Below are 17,531 nucleotides of genomic sequence, written 5' to 3' on the forward strand. Positions count from 1 at the left end.
TTTCTCGCAGTGATTCGCGTGATTTCAAGGAGAAAGCCATCGGAGATGTAGGGAAAAGGAGGCAGGGGTGAATGGTTTTCCCTATGGTTTATCAGTTGAAAGCTTCTTTCCCAAGCGCCGCGCCAAGCGTACCATCCCCGGGGAACGATCGCGTGGGCTCAAGAGGACGTTGAGGACATGAAGCTGGCTTTGGTCTGCAAAGGCGGCGGCGAGGGTCTGTTCAAACTCTCTTTGTGTGCTCACGCGTGATCCCCTTCCGCCCCCGATGAGATCACAGACTTTTTCATATTGCCATTCATGCACGTCGTTAAATGGCCCTTCCAAGATCTCCCGCTCCGTCGAATAACCGCGGTTGTTCAGAAGGATGACAATCGGAGTCTGCTGGTAGCGCACGCAGCTTGCCAGTTCGGTTCCAGTCATCTGAAAGGCACCGTCTCCCACCAGGACGATCGGCCGCAGACTGGGATCGGCGAACGAGGCCCCTAACGCAGCAGGAACAGCGAATCCCATCGATGTGTAATATGCCGGCGACAGAAACTCGAAGCGGTGGCGGACGTGCAGGTCAGCCGCGGCAAAGAGCGATTCCCCCACGTCGGCAATCACGACGGTCTTTTCGGTCAACACCGTATCCAGATGCCGAAAGAGTCCTTCCAACGTGATCGGCGCGTCCAAGGTCGGAGCCGACGATGCGGCCTCAGCTCGGGCCGGGAGTGACCGCTGGGAACGAGAAAAGGACGGAAGCGGAGATTTCACCAGGCCCTGGACGAAGTCCTGGAACTTGATGGACTCATACCGGTGATGCTTGATCGCGACACGGTCGGCTGTCGCATGGATGGTTCGCCCCTCTGAAAGTAAGGGCGATGTGGCATCCAGATCTTCCACATCGGACAGAATGGATCCCAGGATCAACAGGCAGTCGGAATCATTGATGAACTGCTGAACTTCCTCCCGGCCGATGAGCCCACCGTACACGCCCACATAGAGCGGATGATCTTCCCGAATGATTGATTTCCCGAGCAGGGTGGAGGCGATCGGAATATTGAGTTGCTCCACCAACCGAGCCAGATCGTCTTGCAGTCCGAACCGACCGACTTCCGCGCCGACAAGCATGGCGGGCCTTTTCGCAGAAGCGAGCATGATCCGCACTTCACCGATCGCCTCTTCCAGGGCAGCCGGGTCACTCGGCGTATCCTCGATGCAGATCGGCTTCATCCCGCCGGTCAGGGGACAATGAACCATATCTCTGGGGATCTCGATATAAATGGGGCGACGGTAGCGAAGCAGAGCGGCAAAGGCTCGATCCATCTCTCGTTCAGCGGTTAGAGGATCATCCAGGGTCACTGCGGCGACGGTCATCCGTTCGAAGACTTCCCGTTGCGTGGCAAAATCCCGGACCATATGATGCAAATAGGGTGTGCGAGTTCGTTCAGAAAGGCCCGGCGAACCGGTCAGGAGGACGACCGGCGACCGTTCGGCATACGCGCAGGCAATGGCGTTGACAGTATTCAACCCACCGACGCAATAGGTCACACAGACCGCCCCGATGCCGTTGATCCGGGCATACGCGTCAGCCGCAAAGCCGGCGCAATCTTCCCGCGTCGTCCCGATGTGTGTGATCGGCGACGCTTCGATCAGTTGATAGAGAGACAGCACGTAGTCGCCCGGGATACCGAAAATATGGCGGACGCCCAGGCGATGCAGGCGATCCAACACGGCGGTTCCAATGGTAGCTTTGTCGCTCATGCGTGTGCGTTCAACGGTTGGTAGAACGTGTTGACATCAGGAAAACATACTGACCGCGGTTCGTCAAGAACAACCGGTTGATCAATGGATTGGGACGATCGACCGTACTGAATTTTAGACCTGGTAGAGTCGGATAAAACCTGTCACGATTAGAAACCATGATCTCAACCGCCCAGGTCCGACTCAATTCACCGCACATCCCAGAGGGCCGCCATCTTTGGCTCTATGCCGGTCATCTGAGTCCGGTCACCGGGCAACCGGAGGCGGGTGGCCTGATCGATGTGCTGACAGCTGACGGCCGATTTTATGGACGCGGTCTCTATAGCCCTTCCTCGAAAATTCGAGTCCGCCTCTTGACGTTTCAGGATGAACCCATCGACGAGCGGTTCTGGAAGGGGAGAATTCAACAAGCGATTCGTCTACGAGAACGGGTGGTCACCCATTCTGATGCCTATCGCGTGATTTTTGGTGAAGGAGATCGACTACCGGGCTTGATCGTCGATCGGTACGATCAGTTGCTGGTCATGCAGACTTTATCCGTGGGGATGGAGAGTCGGAAAGACCTCATGGCGGACTTGCTGATTCAGGAATTGAAGGTCTCGAGCGTCTATTTGCGGAATGATGCCAAGAGCCGGCAACTCGAAGGACTGCCCCTCGAACGCGAGTTTCTTCGCGGCAACGGCCCCACACAAGTCCACATCCAAGAAGGCGCCGCCCAGTTTGTGGTTGATGTGGAACGGGGACAAAAGACCGGGTGGTTTTGCGATCAACGAGAGAATCGGCTGGCGGCTGCCAAATTGGCGGCAGCAGCGGAGGTGTTGGAGGTGTTCTGCCATACCGGTGCCTTCGGCATTCATGCCGCCCTCGCCGGGGCCGCGTCGGTGGAGGGTTTGGATGCCAGCCAAGATACTCTCGCCATGGCACGAAAGCATGCCGCGATGAACCAGGTGGAGGATCGGTGCACGTATCGTCAAGCAGATGCGTTCGAAGACATGCGCCGTTTGGTCAAAGCCGGGCGGCGCTATGATCTTGTCATTCTTGATCCTCCGGCCTTTGCTCGCAGCAAGCAAGCCCTGGCCGGTGCGTTAGCGGGATACAAAGATATCAATCTTCTGGGATTGAAACTGTTGAAACCGGATGGGTTTCTCGTGACATGTAGTTGTTCTCATCCAGTCTCAGAGGTGGATCTCTGGAACAGCATTCGCCTCGCCGCGCGCGACGCCAAGCGAGACATCCGGCTCATCGAACAACGGGGCCAGAGTCCCGATCATCCGATCCTCGCCAGCATGCCGGAGACGCGGTATCTGAAGTGTTTTATCGTTCAAGTGTTTTAACAGATCCCCTCATCGGTGCTGAGCGCCCGGTATTAGAAATGATACTCATTGGGGGTGGATTTGAAGGGTGAATGCGTGAAAAGATGGACAATAGGTCTCCACATGCCGTCCAGGGTTTCGCCTGGTTGTTGAGACGCTGAATTCAAGGGTATGAGACGTTGAGCCTGTTCAGTAGGGGGAAGCAAATTGTGTGAAGGGGTCGGAATGTCAGTACAGCAGCGGCGGTTGGTGATATGAGGCACGTGTCACGGTTCAATGAAAGCACACTCGAAGAGTCGAATGACCGATGTGTCAGAATACTCTGGACGGGCGGATGGGATTCGACATTCAGAGTCTTGTACGCAGCATTGGTCGATGGAAAGAGAGTAGAACCGCACTACATCATTGATATTACCAGACCATCAAGCATCCGCGAACTCCAAGCGATATCCGACATAAAGGCCATGCTGAGGACTTCTCACAAAGAAGCCTATGAGAGAATCGCTCCTCTTCAAATCACTCCGGGAAATGAGATTCCTGAAGATCCTGAAATTTCGAGCGCCTGGAAACGGCTGAAGGAAAGAGCCTTCTTGGGGTATCAGTATGATTGGTTGGCCCGCTATGCCAAATCGAAAAACGTAACAGACCTAGAACTCAGTGTGCACATAGATGACAAACTCTATTCGTTCTTGAAAGGGCATATTGAGCAGACTTCGGAAGGAGGATACCGGTTGCAGCGCCGTGTAACCGGAGACGAAAGCATATTCCTCCGATTTGAATTCCCTATCCTCGACTACTCCAAAACGCACATGAGAGAGATGGCGCGACAACATGGGTTTCTTGAGATTCTGGAAAAAACATGGTTTTGTCACAAACCGATAAACGGAATGCCCTGCGGCATGTGCAGTCCTTGCGTCTACGCAGTTGAGGAAGGGATGCGGTATAGACTTCCAAGAGAAGCCATGTTCCGATATCACACGCGCCGCTATAGAAGGGCCATCCGGGCCCCGTTTGTATCGATGAGAAAGTCGCTCTCAGAAGTGAAGGTGCTGCGACGAGTCTACGACTTGTTGCGCTATGGGTCGTCGAACTGACTGATCTCTCCCCCCAAACAACGGCAAGCGAAAAGTAGAACAACCCCTTTTAAAGCACCACCCGACGTAGTTGGGGTCAAAAGATGGTCCCCATGCCCATGTAGCGCCGTTTGGCGTGTTCCAGTGCCCAAGGGAAGAGGTTGAAAAAGTAATTCGGAAAGTGTCGCCTGCCCTTCAGATATAACATCAAGCTGTGCGCGTGAGCTCTCCAGCTGAGTGGAAGCATTCGACCTCGCTCCCACCCGGGCACACCATGGTGCCGTAGCCATCGTGTGTAGTCTTGCATGGACTCATCGGGAAGAAACCCCTCGTCGGAATTCCAAAGCACAACAGCGGTGGCATTCTTTTCTCGACCGAAGAGGTCGCGCTCGACGCCGGCCTCCTCGACGATCCGTCGACAAATCGGACGGTCGTAATCGCCGCCCACACTCCAGGGTTTCATCTCCTCGCCGAGGGACACTCGATGGATGTGCTCGATATTTCGCACACCAAGGAACGTCGCCGGGCAATGGATGAATCCTACCCATAACCGCCACTCACTAAGCGCGAGCCCGGAGGGCGCTCCGTTCCGAACGATGTTCGGTGTCAGATCGAAATCGCCGATGCCCCACACGGTGTCTCCATGGTGCCCGGTCAGTAAGACTCGTCCTTGCAAACAGGATCGCGCCGCAACGAAGTGCACATCCATCCCATACGCGTCGGCGGCAAGAAACGGAACCTCTGCGAATGGCTCCCGTCGCCAGCTTGTCCGGTCGAGCACGATGGCATTCAGACCGAGCCGGGTCGCGATGGTCTCACCGCTATCCGCCAGTCCTTCGCGTCCCTGTGGGAACGTCAGCACCTGCGTATTCCCCATTGCTCGGGCCAGGACGGCGATCGTGGGGGAGTCATACCCTGCGGAAAGGGTCCCCAGAGGGCTATATGGCCACTTGCGCAGGGGATCTGCCATGTTCCGACCGATGGCGCTGAGCGATGTTTCTAGAAAGTTCTTGTACGCTTCGAACGTGTCAAAGCGCCTGTCGCCGAACGGTTTCTCAACTATGTTGAGCGATCGGCCATCCCATCGAAGATTGTGAAAATACGTGAGGCGTAACGGTCCTTGGTTCGTCTGCAGGAGAGGTTGGTACTTGTGAATGCCGTGCTGAATCGAGCGGAAAGTCGAATAGTAGTGATCCGAGAAGGGATCGACCGAAAGATTCAGCGCGGCGCACAGCGCGACCAGAGAATTTGAAACGTAGACATGCTTCCCAACCTGGATGGAAAGCAAGCGATCGACCGTGGAGCCGGAGGACACAAAGGTGATGGTTCTACCGGACACTCGACCTCCGGACCCGAATACGAGGTCCGTTTGATCCAACCGGCCTTCGCCGAACGAACCGTCCCATACCGCTTCCGCAAACCACTCCGGCCTGGTTTCCACCCGGCTACCGTGCGCGAGCACCACGTCGGTTTCGGAACATCGCGCCATCCACGCCAGTGAGGGCCATCCTAGAATATGCCTGAACTGCAACTGGATGCCCATAGATCCCGATATCTGCAATAAGACTGCGCGTTCAAGCGTATGATGGCAGGACGGGAGTGGCGGTAGACGCGTGCGCTCCCTTGCCAAACCGGCCTTTCAGACCATCATTTGGAGTGTACGTTTCGGCCACCTCTACGGGCAAGCTTCTTTTTGGCATAACCAAGACAGCAGCCGGATTCTCCGTCGTGACCTAGGGGGACGGCTAGTACCTTCGTCTTCGGCTCCGACGCTAGAATCGCCCTCGCATATCGCTGAGCGGGCTGTTGCTGTCATCGACGGTAGGCGAAGTCTGAGTGCCATACGAACACGTGAGACGAATAGGGTTATTCCATTGGACTGAGCGGAAGGAGATGAAGTTATGGTCGAAGTAAATTCCATGTATCATTCGCAATCCCGGAGCGATGCGCTGAAGGTGCAGATCGAAAAGCTCGAAGGCCTTGCTCACCACACGGCCGTCCATCCTACCTTCGATCAGTTTGACACGGATACGGAAGAGATGCTGATCAAAATCTATGGGGCCGATCATCGATATGTGGAATCGTACAAATATGCCACCGTGGGCGAGGCCGAAGCGCTGGTCAATTTGCCCGAATCAGCTCAGGAACCATTGACGCGAGACATCCCCAAGAAGGGACTCCAGCAACGCCGGCAGATTCTCCAGACCATTGTGACGGAGCTGGAAGCACTCGAAGCGGAGGAAGCCGAGGTGCTCATCGGAGAAGATCGCGAAGATCCTCCGGGTCCCAGCTAAAGAGCCAGGTTCTCCCTTCGAGGCATACTCGCGCTGCGGAAGAAGCCCCTGCGCCATTCATCTTTAACAACGAGGGAGCTGCCATGCCTTCAATTTCACGTGGCGTGAAATTTCATATCTCTCTGGCCCTCACCTGTGTCTTCGCAGCCTGCGCAGGCAACAACACCGCGTCAATCGTGGGCGTTCCAGGCAAAAAGGTGGTATCGCCACAAGCCCCGCTGATGGAGACGGGAGGGGTTCTACCTCAAGGGAAGTCTCCCATTGACGCCTTGAATATGTATTTGGATGGGTTCCACTTTTACAACGGCCAGATACAGTCACAAGTGGAAGCTCACCATTTCTGCTCCATCATCAACGAAGAGGTGAATCAGTGCGTCATTTTCGACGGGAACACAAAGGACGCCAAGATCATCGGGGTCGAGTACATCATCAGCAAACGGCTCTTTCAGATGCTGCCGCCTGAGGAGAAGAAATTGTGGCACAGCCACGTGCATGAGGTGAAAAGCGGACAACTCGTCGCTCCCGGTATTCCGCAGCAGGCCGAGCACGAGTTCATGCAGAAGTTGATCGGCACCTACGGAAAGACGTGGCACACCTGGCATACCGATCAAAGTCTGGTGCTGCCGTTGGGCCATCCGTTATTGATGATGGGCTTTACCGCCGATGGCCAAGCGCAGGCCGGTCTGGTCGCGTCGCGGGATCGACGCCTCCAGATTCAGAGCAAGGACAAGCGCAAAGACCGAAAAGGCATCGTGGCCCCGCCGATCGCGCCGGGTGCCGATGCCTGGCAGCAGGGACATGTCCTGCAGCTTACACTGAAGTCCCTCAAACAAGATGCCGTCGTGTCCCACCCGGACGATCCAACGAAACGCGCGCCGGTCCCCACACCCAGGTAGGGACTCCTCCAGGTACCTGGACCGTCAAATCACGGGGGATCAAGAAGGACTTGGACTAGTGCGAGGAGTTAGGTCTGCCTCACGAGAGGCTTCGCCTGATGAGCCGCCGGCATGAGCAAGGAATGGAGGCTGAGTAAGATTACTGGAGGTGTTTTTCCGCGGGCATCAATCGAAGAGAGGTTGCGCCTGAATAGCCCGCGGCTCACAGGGAGAAGAAAACAAAGCACTGGAGGTGTTTTTCCGCGCGCGATAGTACCATAAAACGATGAAGAGCGCGCGGTACACGCCAAGCAAGGTATGGTGCGCCCGACAGGACTGAATGTGATGGACCCAGATCCGTCAGCAAGGGAGCGGGGAAGGAAACACTGTAGGTGTCTATCCGTCGGCGCAATGAAGAGAGGTTGCGCCTGAATAGCCCGCAGCTCACAGGGAAAAGAAACCAAAGCGCTGGAGGTGTTTTTCCGCGCGCGATAGTACCATAAAACGATGAAGAGCGCGCGGTACACGCCAAGCAAGGTATGGTGCGCCCGACAGGACTTGAACCTGTAACCCCCAGATCCGTAGAGCGATCTGAAGCTAATGAACCTGAGTCGGCTTGAGTGGGACTGAAGAAGCACAACTCTGCTCAAGTAAAAGGTACTTCCCCACTCGGCTTGTGCCTGAGTAGGCTTGAATTGGATTCACGACCTCAACCAAAACCACAACCGAACCTTAACCGGAACCATAACCAGCGAGTGAACCGTGTGCTTCAGCTTGAATTTTCTACGAAGGATGGGGAAACCCATTACTGTCAGCCACGCCATGTTCATATGGCCGCCACCTTGTCGTAATACTGATGATCTTCTCTGTAGCCCCCTTGCCCGTCCCCAATCGTGGCATAGGTCTCGACTATCTCGATCGCACGAAGATACTTCACCATCTTGTATCCCGTTTTTATTTCGATGCGCAGGCGGCAGGGTGCCCCATGGGGAATCGGCAAAACATTCCCGTTCATCTCATAGGCTAGAATGGTTTGCGGGTCGCAGACATCTTTGAGCGTCAGGATTTCGTAGTAGGTGAGCGGCGCATACTCTTCCTGCGGAAACGCGTGAAAGACCACGTACCGCGCTTGAGGTAGGGGCTTGCACAGCTCCAGGATAGTACTCATCCTGACCCCTCCCCATTCCGCGATGGCGGACCAGCCTTGAATACAATTATGTTTAGTAATTTGCTCTTGCTTCGGGAGCGCACGAAGGTCTGCAAGAGATAGCACCAGCGGCCTCTCCACCAGTCCACTGATGACCAGGCGCCAGTCGAGAAACTGTGTCTCAGCCTGCGCTCTGTACGCCTCGGATTCGGGCGGGTACCCATTTACTCGAAAGTACGGTGAAATGTCTGTTTTCCGGTAGTGCTGTCGTGACCCCAATCGTCCGAAGACAACCCGTATCAGTGGTTCGATGAGGGTGGTTGCACTGATTTGAAACCGTCGTTGATGACGGAGCGTATACACGGTGGCCCAAAGATGAAAGAGCAGGACGCCGATCAAGGCGACTGAGGCGATCCAGAGGGCGAGGGCGATATTTGGATTGGTTGAGCCCAGCACCATGTCGCCGATATCTTCGGGGAAGTGCACGATCACTACCAACGTGAGATGCACCAGGGTATACACGACCAAGGTCATTAACCCTATAAAATGGAGGCTGCGCGCGGCTTGCCGCCCGCCGAAGAGTGTTGGATACCAGGGGAAACGGGCAATAAGCGCGGGCGACATGCAGAGTCCGGTGAGGATCATCAGTGGAGCGACGAGAAAGACCACCCCCGCATAGGTGAGTTGCTGCAAGGCATCATAGGGGTGAAAAGCGCTGTCCGGCGGGATCTGAAACTTCGTATAGGTGAGGATGCTCTCCCACGCTTCGGGCCATACAGTCCAGGTTGTGGGAATGAGCCGTCGCCATTGGCCAGTCACGCTGAGCAAACTGACATAAGTGAGACCGTTCAGTATCCACACTGGAACAATCAGAAAATGCCAATTCCGTGAAGCACCCAGGTTATGGTGTCCCCCGGGGAGGGCGACGATCGAGTTGATATTCTCTGCCTCGTCCATCGAGGTCCAGAGGCGGTCCCTCGGCATCACTTTCTTACCGAATTTGATCCATTCCGTCCCTGGCGTCGTGTCATCGTTCCAGTAGAGTTTTGGATGATCCATAAGGATCTGCACGCCGCTCCGCATCAACAGGAACACGCAAAAGAGATTGATGAAATGGTTGATCCGAAGCCATAGAGGAAACCCTAGCAGCGCCTGATCCATCCTGTTTTCCCTTCTGATTGCACCTAACAATTCATTGATTAGACCTCAGGTTCCCCAACGGACATGGGGTGGACCTGCTTGACCATGAGGAATGGGGCCTGATGACTGGCCTTTCCTTGAATTCTTGACCGATCCGCTTCTCGTGACCAGTTATTCCCGGAATGCTTCCTCCGCGCTTCCATTTGACCCCGCTGCAGATCTTCAGCGGGGTGGGCGATTATGTCACCACGCACCTGCGCAAACGGCATATGCGAATGAAGCCGGCGGCGTGGGGAGCGGGGTGTCATGTGCGGCCTCCATTCGTCTTGCGTAAAGGATCTTCAGTCCGCTGAGTGCCCGGTCTGCTTGATCGGGGGGAAGAATCGTAACAATGACGACATTGATGTCAGGATGAAGGAAGGTCCCGTACACTCTGCCGGTGACACCCTTACCCATGACGTTGCTAAAAATCGTATAGGCTGTAGTGCCTTTACTATGCAGAAACCTCTCTATATCACTTAACATAGAATCCCGAGCCACAATGATGAGAATTTTCATAGTGTATCGTGCCTCCTTGCTCACCCATGTAGTATCAGTCTCTATGACCTAGTCACCGATGCGGGTCAACGCCAGGTCGTCAAGCAACTGTCACTAAACTCATCGTCAGCCCGCTTTACTTCAACTAGGAGGTTCGCCCCGTGCCGTGAGACTGGTGCGACATATTGAGGCGGCTCATAGCGTGGTGACAGGTTGGCCGCCGGGAACCAACTGCAACCCGCCAAAATGTCAAACAGCAATACAAAACCTATGCGCAAAATACGGATACCGAAGCTATAAGATCTATTCAATCGCATTGGTGTATCTCTTATCGGTTAGTAGGAAACGCTTTCGCACTGGCCTCTTGTGACGGCGGTGCAGGTTTCTCCGACTTGATTTGGTCATCCCTGGGTGCCTGCGTCGGCTCGGGGACGTTCATGAGATCGTACCCAGGTTCCGGCGTGACGACACGTACCTTGTTGCCATTCATCAGTGCGGCATTGGGATTGTTGATGATGCGGTCATTCGCGGAAAGCCCACCTCCGACTTCGACAATTTGATCCATGAGCTTGCTTACCGTGATCGTCTTCAAGTTGACCCGGTCGTCCTCCGTCACCACAGCCACTTGCGTACCATGCTCCTGGAACACCAATGCGGTGGTCGGCATCGTGAAGGCTTGACGATCGACCTGCGCCGTGAGGTGGACTTGGGCATAGGAGCCAGGCCAGAGCGCCCGGTCCTTGTTGTCGATTGTGAAGACGGTGGTCGTGGTGCGTGTACTAATATCGAATCCGCGGGCGACCGTCAGAAACTTGAAGTTAAAATGCCGGTTTGGCAATTGAGGTACTGTCACATCGGCGGTCAGGCCCGGCTGGAGGAAGGGCCCGAACTGTTCTGGTACATTGACAAAGAGGCGCAGCTTATCGACGACGGCCACTGTAAACAGATTTGTTTTTGCATTGGGCGTGCTGAGAAGGCCTTCTTTACTGACCAAGTCACCGACGTTGATATTGCGCTGGATCACCACTCCGTCAAAGGGCGCGACGATTTTTTTGAACCCAATGAACGCCTCGATATTCTTGACCTTTTGTTCCGCAGCTCGAACTATCGCCGCCTGAGATTTCATGTTTTGTTCTTGCACCGTGATCGACTGCTCGGAGACCGCATGACTTGAGCGCATCGCGATCCAACGCTGCGCGGTCACCTCGGCAAGATCAAACTTGACACGCTCCGAATCTAAATCCGCATTAGCCTGTCTAAATTCAGCGTCGAGATCTGGGGTGCTGATTTCAGCGAGAACATCGTCTTTCTTCACGAGATCTCCGTAGTCCTTGTGCCATGCCTTCACGTAGCCGGTGACTCTGGCATAAATGGGTGCCTCGAACCAGCCGACGATATTGCCGGGGAGGATGATGCTCTCGGTCGTCGGCACTGGCTGAGGAGAGACGACTGCCACGGTGGGGACAGCGTCCTCGAGAGTTTTCTCGCTCAGCAGCTCAGCGGCGCTCCCACTTTCTAAAATCCGATGGCCAAGATAGAGGACTAACAACAGGATTGCTGCAATGGCAATGTATTTGCCATTAAGTGACTTCATCATGATGAATAGTCCTTTCCCCGCATTAAGTGCTTGCTATAGATGATGGCGTACACGGCGGGTACGAAAAACAAGGTGAAGAGAGTCGCCATGAGCAAGCCGCCGATGACCGCGCGGCCCAACGGCGCATTCTGAGAATAACCGGTCGCCATGGGGATCATCCCGATGATCATGGCCGCGGCAGTCATGAGGACCGGCCGGAAGCGGGTCACGCCGGCTTCGAGCGCGGCCCGTATGGCGTCGCCATGCTCTTGGATTCGTTCACGCGCATAAGACACAACGAGGATAGAATTGGCTGTCCCTGTACCCATGCACATGATGGCGCCCGTCAACGCCGGCTCCGACAGACGTGTGTGGGTCAGGAACAATGCCCACGCGATGCCCGCCAGTGCGCCGGGCAAGGCCGTGATGATAATGAAGGGATCCAGCCAGGATTGGAAATTGACGACGATCAACAGGTAGACCAATACGATTGCGCCGAGTAGTCCGATGATCAGCTCGAAGTAGGCGTCCCGCATCAATGCGGCCTGACCTTGGATGTCAATCTCAGCACTGGGGGGCTTCTCATCCTCTAGGCTGTGGGTAACCTTCTCGACGTTCGCCAGTACGGTACCCAGATCGCGATCTTCGGCAGAAATATAAATATCGATTAGCGGCATGATATTGCCGTGTGTGACTACACCCGGCGTGCCCTCCACCGACAAGTTGGTTAAATTGCCGAGGAGTTGCACATCCTTACCGGAAATATCATTCGATGAGTCGACCGGGACGGTCTTGATACTATTCACACTATTGATAAATGGCTGCGGGGTATAAACATTGATCAGATAGGACATGCCGGTCGAGGGATCGAGCCAGTAGACCTGATCCACCTGTTGGCTCCCGGCGGTCGTCATGAGCAGGTTGTCGGCCATGTTTGAGAGGGTTCTATCGACTCCGAGTCCGAACGTGCGGTTGCCTTCGACCATCATGGTCGGTGTGCGCATCGTCTGCTGGATGACCACGTCCACTGCGCCGGGAATCTCGCGAAATTTGTCCATCAATTTTCGGGCGTACTCATAGTTAAGGTAAATGTCCGGACCATTGACCTGTACGTCGATCGGCGCGGGCGCGCCGAAATTGAGAATCTTGGCGGTCAGATCGGACGGCTGAAACGTAAATTCGGTTCCCGGGTAGCGCTGTTTCAAGCCCTTGCGGAGGGTCTTCCGGTACTCCCATACTGGGGACTTTTCATCTTTCAAGAGGACTGTCAGATCGCAATCCTGAGAACCGATCGTCGGGGTTGGGATGAAAGCGAGGTTGTGCGGTCCGACCGGCAGGCCGCAGTTACTGACGATGTTTTCAACATGACCGGGCAACAACTCCTCGATGCTGTTGGATACCAACGTGGCCAAGCGCCCACTCACCTCGATGCGTGTGCCGAGCGGCGCACGCATATGCATCTGAATGATCCCCGACCGGATCTCGGGAAAATAGTCGCGCCCAAGAAAGAAATAGAGCCCCATCGATGCCACCGCTATTGCAAGCGTAATGGTGACGAAGCCACGGCGACCGGCGATTACCCGCTCCAACAACGCACCATAGCCCTCGCGGAGCCGGTTGAAACGTCGCTCGAATTCTTTCTGAAAGCGGACGAAGACATTGGATGATTGTTCCGCGTCCGGTTGTCCAGGGGGGTGGGATTCATGTGGTTGCGACATGGTGACTCCTCATCATGTATTTCGCCATAGTTGGCACCAGTGTGAACGAGAGAAGGAAGGAGGCGAGCATCGCGATCATGACGGCCTCCGCCATGGGTTTAAATAAATAACCGGAACTGCCGGTGAGTCCGAAGAGCGGGAGCCAGGCGATTGCGATGCAGAGCGTGGCAACGAGCGTCGGAATGACGATCTGATTGGCAGCGTCGATAATGGCCTGCTCCAGCGGCTTGCCCATCTCAAGATGGCGATCGATGTTTTCAATCATCACAATGGCGTTATCGACCAGGATCCCGACCGCCAGGGCCAGACCACCCAGGGTCATGACGTTGATCGTCTCCTCAAGCCAATGCAGGCCGATGATGGCGGTCAGGATGGACAGCGGGATCGAGGTCCACACAATGACCGTGGCCCGCCAGGAACCGAGCAACAACAGCACGATGACGCCGACCAACGCGCCGGCGGTCAGCATTTCATGGAGCACGTCGGAGATCGCATCCTTGACGAAGATGGAGGCGTCGTCGAGAAGCCTAATCTTCACGCCCTCTGGGACGATTTGTTCGGCCCGCGGAATCATCTTTTTGATCCCATCCACCACCGTCAAGGTCGAGGCTTCGGTGCTCTTCATGACGACGATGATGACGGTCTGCTTGCCCTTCACCAGCACCACGTTCTGCTGCACCCGGCCCATGAGGCGCACCGAGGCCACGTCGCGCAGATAGACGAACGCGTTACCCTCCCGCTTGATCGGGATATCGGCGAACTCCTTGATTTGCAGTGGTGACGCATTCGTCTGGACGATCCAGTCCGTGGACTTAATCTTGATATCGCCAGTCGGCAGCACGCGGTATTGCTTCATGAGGACATCGTGAATGTCGGACGGCGTAAGATTGCGAGCGAGCATTTTCTGCGGATCGAGGTTGACCATGACCTGCATGTCCTGTCCCCCATAGGGATGCGGCAGGATGGCTCCGTTGACGGTCACGAGCAGCGGGCGGATTCGCATGTAAGCAAGGTTATAGAGCTCTGCGGGTGTCAGGGTGTCGGAACTCACCTCCAGCATGGCCACCGGAATGGAGGATGGCGCAAGACGCATGATCATGGGCGGAGAAATGTCCGGCGGCAGCGCTTTCACGACCGTCTGCGCAATGGCCGCGATATCCGCTTCGGCCCGCCCTACATCCACTCCGTCTTGGAGAAAAATATTGGTAATACTGCTCCCATAGTAGGAGTGACTATGCATGTATTTGATACCCTCCACGGTCGCGGTGACGAACCGCTCGAACAGGTAGGTAATGCGGCCTTCCACCTGTTGCGGCAGGAGACCGGAATAGGTCCAGACCACGGAGGTGACGGGGATCAAGATGTTCGGAAAGACATCGGTCGGCATGTGTTGGATCGTCATGCCCCCGAACAGCACGATGAGGATCGACATCACTACGAAGGTGTACGGCCGGCGCAAGGCAATCTCAACGATCTTATTCATAGTACGGTTTGACCCTCAGCATTTATTACCGGTAGACGTATCATCGCAGCGTCAACTTCCTGATTATTCACTTCTCCAATTCACTTGTGAACCTAACGTAAAAAGACTGATCATAGGAACTCGTGAATTCCGAAGAAGACAAAAGAAAAATTACGAGGTCAACCGATCGAAGAAGGTCCCTTGCCGGAATTGTTCATTGATGAGCTTGATGGTGAAGTGCCAAGCGCACACCCAAATTCCTGTACCGTGCCCATAGCCCCTGAGCAGTCGATTGACAGCCGAGCAGCGTCAGTCCGTTGTCCTAGTATTCAACGATCCCATGGGACCTAAGGCTGTCGCGATCGAGAAGCCTCTGCCTGGTGAGTGGACACAGATTCGACCGCACAGAATGGTGCCTCGGCGGATTTTATCTGTAGAGCAAGTTGTGAATAATTCTGGCTAGGAGATTCCCATGATCCCGTGGGTCAGGGCATATTTGATCAAATCTGCAGTCGTGTGTAGCTTGAGCCGCGTCAAGATCTGACTCTTATGAAACTCGATCGTCCGTGAAGAAACTTTCAAGAGATTCGCAATTTCCTTCGCTGTCCGCCCCTCAGTCAGTAGTTGCAGGACTTCTCGCTGACGCATGGTGAGGGTATGTGTCTCAGCGGATGGTTCCGAGGATTTTGAGAGAAAGACGTTGAGCATGTCTTTGGTAATCAACGGAGTAATATATGAATGTCCCGTCACAGCCATACGAATAGCTTGTTCCAATTCATCCGCCGCTGAACGTTTGAGCACATAGGCCGTTGCTCCCGCCTCAAAGGCGGACCGGACATATTCCGTGTCCGCGTGCATCGTGACGATGATGATTTTGGCGCTTGGGCAGATCTTTTTGAGTTGAGCCGCCGCATCGATACCATTCAGCAATGGCATAGAGATGTCGAGAATCACAATATCGGGCTGAAGCTCCTTCGCAGCACCGAGCAGCGCCCGCCCATCTTCGACGGTGCCGACTAACTCATACTGCCCTTCGAGAATGCGACGAAATCCTTCTAAGACTAAAAGATGATCATCGGCCAACAGAATGCGCAGTTTCGGCATGGTGCTCTCCGTGAATCAGCGGAATATCAACCCGGATATGGGTGCCGTGTCCTGGCGTCGATTCCACCTCGAACGCGCCCTTCGCTAAGCGTGCACGTTCCTTCATATTCAGCAATCCGAGGTGTCCGCCGGGTTTGTTTGGCTGCTCGATATCAAATCCCACTCCATTGTCGCGAATGGACAGGACGATCGCTTCTTCTTCGAAAATGACCTCCACTTCAACATGTGAGGCGTGAGCGTGCCGTGCGACGTTGCTGAGACTTTCCTGTACGACCCGATAGATGCAAATGGTGATTTCTTCCGGCAGCGCCGCTAAAAGATCATTGTGCACATAGTCACTCCGAATGTCCGTGCGGGAGGAAAACTCCTCGACAAGCCGACGCACAGCTTTTACCAATCCCAAATCATCCAAGATGGATGGATGAAAACGATAGGCTATTTGACGTACATCGTCGGAGACGGCGGTTAAACGTTCGGACACCAGGCGGATCTCATTCCGCATACAGCGGGGATCAGCAAACAACTCTTTCTCGATCCGACGAAGATCCAAAGTGAGCATTGCCAGCCGTTGATTGATATCGTCGTGCAAGTCACGGGAAACCCTACGGCGATCTTCTTCCTGCGCTGTCAGGAGTTGCCCGGCCAATGATCGCAACTCCTCTTGACTCTGTTGAAGCAACCGTTCCCTAGCGTATAGCGCGGCTTCGCTGGCGCGCAGCGACCGTTCCGTCTCCGCACGGTTAGCGATTTCGGTGGTCAATGTCTGGTTGATGGCGGCCAGTTGTTGCGTCCGCGCTTGCACTCGAGTTTCGAGTTCATCATGAGCTTGTTGGAGCTCATCCTCGGCTCTACGGCGATGCAGAAAGAACAGAAACGGCAACCAGATAGCTGTCAGGCTGAACAGACGATTGACCACAACCATCCAAAAGGGTATGCCCGTAATGGACGGACCGAGAACGATGCCGGTCAAGTCGAGCACGGAACAGATTGCCGCAGCAATGAGCGGGTTTTTTTGGTACGGCAACAGTAAAAAGGAAAGGATGGCGAGTCCCCCGTAAAGGACTCCCGTACTGATACCACGTGGAATATAAAGCTGATCAAGACAGAACAACCCCAGGCCGAGTCCGATAATGACAGGCAGCAAGGTTGTGTTGGAGTTCCGAACCATGCAGCGATCCGTCACGTCATCATGCGAAAACCCATCTCAAAGCCGAAACCGTCACCCGAAGAATGACCTGTCGTCCGACATGTAGCATCGACAACAGTACACATCGGCTTCGCCCTACACCTCTTCATGCGCATATTCGGTGCCACGCTCGAAGCCTCTCATTCCTCTATGCCATGGTGAACGCAGATGGATTTTACGTGCACAATGAAAAGATAGCCGAAATTGCAAAGATAAACCTTATAAAGAGTGTGGCAGTATTGCTTTTCTAAACTTAGCGCAACGCCCGGACTAACCACGGCATTTTCCCCGCTCCTCTCTAAATTGTTCACTTGAAATCCAATCGCGCAGGAATACCAATAGGAATTGGTGATTATCGAAGAA

11 protein-coding genes and 1 pseudogene are annotated in these 17,531 nt (G+C 54.8%); 4 read left to right on the forward strand and 8 right to left on the reverse strand.

The genetic code is table 11. The annotated features are described in order from the left end of the window. Window positions 1-81: 81 nt before the first annotated feature. A complete protein-coding gene (locus tag H8K03_18810; protein UVT19810.1) occupies window positions 82-1,743 on the reverse strand; it encodes an alpha-keto acid decarboxylase family protein in 1,662 nt (553 codons plus the stop codon). A 158-nt stretch (window positions 1,744-1,901) separates the two neighbouring features. On the opposite strand from H8K03_18810, the gene H8K03_18815 reads away from it, so the two are divergent. Beyond that, the gene (locus H8K03_18815; GenBank protein ID UVT19811.1) at window positions 1,902-3,077 is read left to right on the forward strand and encodes a class I SAM-dependent rRNA methyltransferase; all 1,176 of its coding nucleotides are present in this window, start codon (window positions 1,902-1,904) and stop codon (window positions 3,075-3,077) included. Window positions 3,078-3,319: 242 nt separating this feature from the next. Next, complete coding sequence (locus H8K03_18820) at window positions 3,320-4,150, forward strand: hypothetical protein (GenBank protein ID UVT19812.1); 831 nt, start codon at window positions 3,320-3,322, stop codon at window positions 4,148-4,150. 76 nt (window positions 4,151-4,226) lie between these two features. On the opposite strand, the gene H8K03_18825 is transcribed toward H8K03_18820, so the two are convergent. After that, complete coding sequence (locus H8K03_18825; protein ID UVT19813.1) at window positions 4,227-5,618, reverse strand: hypothetical protein; 1,392 nt, start codon at window positions 5,616-5,618, stop codon at window positions 4,227-4,229. Window positions 5,619-6,030: 412 nt separating this feature from the next. Between H8K03_18825 and H8K03_18830 the strand changes: the two genes are divergently transcribed. Further along, window positions 6,031-6,423, forward strand: a complete 393-nt coding sequence (locus tag H8K03_18830; GenBank protein ID UVT19814.1) for a hypothetical protein — start codon at window positions 6,031-6,033, stop codon at window positions 6,421-6,423. Between the two features lie 83 nt (window positions 6,424-6,506). Then, window positions 6,507-7,319, forward strand: coding sequence for an OBAP family protein (locus H8K03_18835; GenBank protein UVT19815.1), 813 nt, complete (start codon window positions 6,507-6,509; stop codon window positions 7,317-7,319). An 805-nt stretch (window positions 7,320-8,124) separates the two neighbouring features. Here the strand turns inward: H8K03_18835 and H8K03_18840 are convergent. The 6 genes and pseudogenes from H8K03_18840 to H8K03_18865 all read right to left on the reverse strand — a co-directional run bounded on the left by H8K03_18840 (window position 8,125) and on the right by H8K03_18865 (window position 17,150). Further along, window positions 8,125-9,606: a molybdopterin-dependent oxidoreductase gene (locus H8K03_18840; protein ID UVT19816.1), complete on the reverse strand. Its 1,482-nt coding sequence runs from the start codon at window positions 9,604-9,606 to the stop codon at window positions 8,125-8,127. A gap of 222 nt (window positions 9,607-9,828) precedes the next feature. Continuing rightward, window positions 9,829-10,143 carry a hypothetical protein gene (locus H8K03_18845; GenBank protein UVT19817.1) on the reverse strand — a complete coding sequence of 105 codons (315 nt, stop codon included), beginning with the start codon at window positions 10,141-10,143 and terminating at the stop codon, window positions 9,829-9,831. A gap of 307 nt (window positions 10,144-10,450) precedes the next feature. Beyond that, a complete protein-coding gene (locus H8K03_18850) occupies window positions 10,451-11,719 on the reverse strand; it encodes an efflux RND transporter periplasmic adaptor subunit (GenBank protein ID UVT19818.1) in 1,269 nt (422 codons plus the stop codon). Further along, window positions 11,716-14,899 (reverse strand): annotated as a pseudogene (locus tag H8K03_18855) (efflux RND transporter permease subunit). Before H8K03_18855 ends, H8K03_18850 begins: the two are co-directional and overlap by 4 nt. Window positions 14,900-15,337: 438 nt before the next feature. Beyond that, window positions 15,338-15,982, reverse strand: a complete 645-nt coding sequence (locus H8K03_18860; protein UVT19819.1) for a response regulator transcription factor — start codon at window positions 15,980-15,982, stop codon at window positions 15,338-15,340. Continuing rightward, window positions 15,951-17,150, reverse strand: coding sequence for a sensor histidine kinase (locus H8K03_18865; GenBank protein ID UVT19820.1), 1,200 nt, complete (start codon window positions 17,148-17,150; stop codon window positions 15,951-15,953). The genes H8K03_18860 and H8K03_18865 overlap by 32 nt, the downstream gene beginning before the upstream one ends. Between the last annotated feature and the right edge of the window lie 381 nt (window positions 17,151-17,531).

Source organism: Nitrospira sp. (assembly GCA_024760545.1).
Taxonomy (GTDB): Bacteria; Nitrospirota; Nitrospiria; order Nitrospirales; family Nitrospiraceae; genus Nitrospira_D.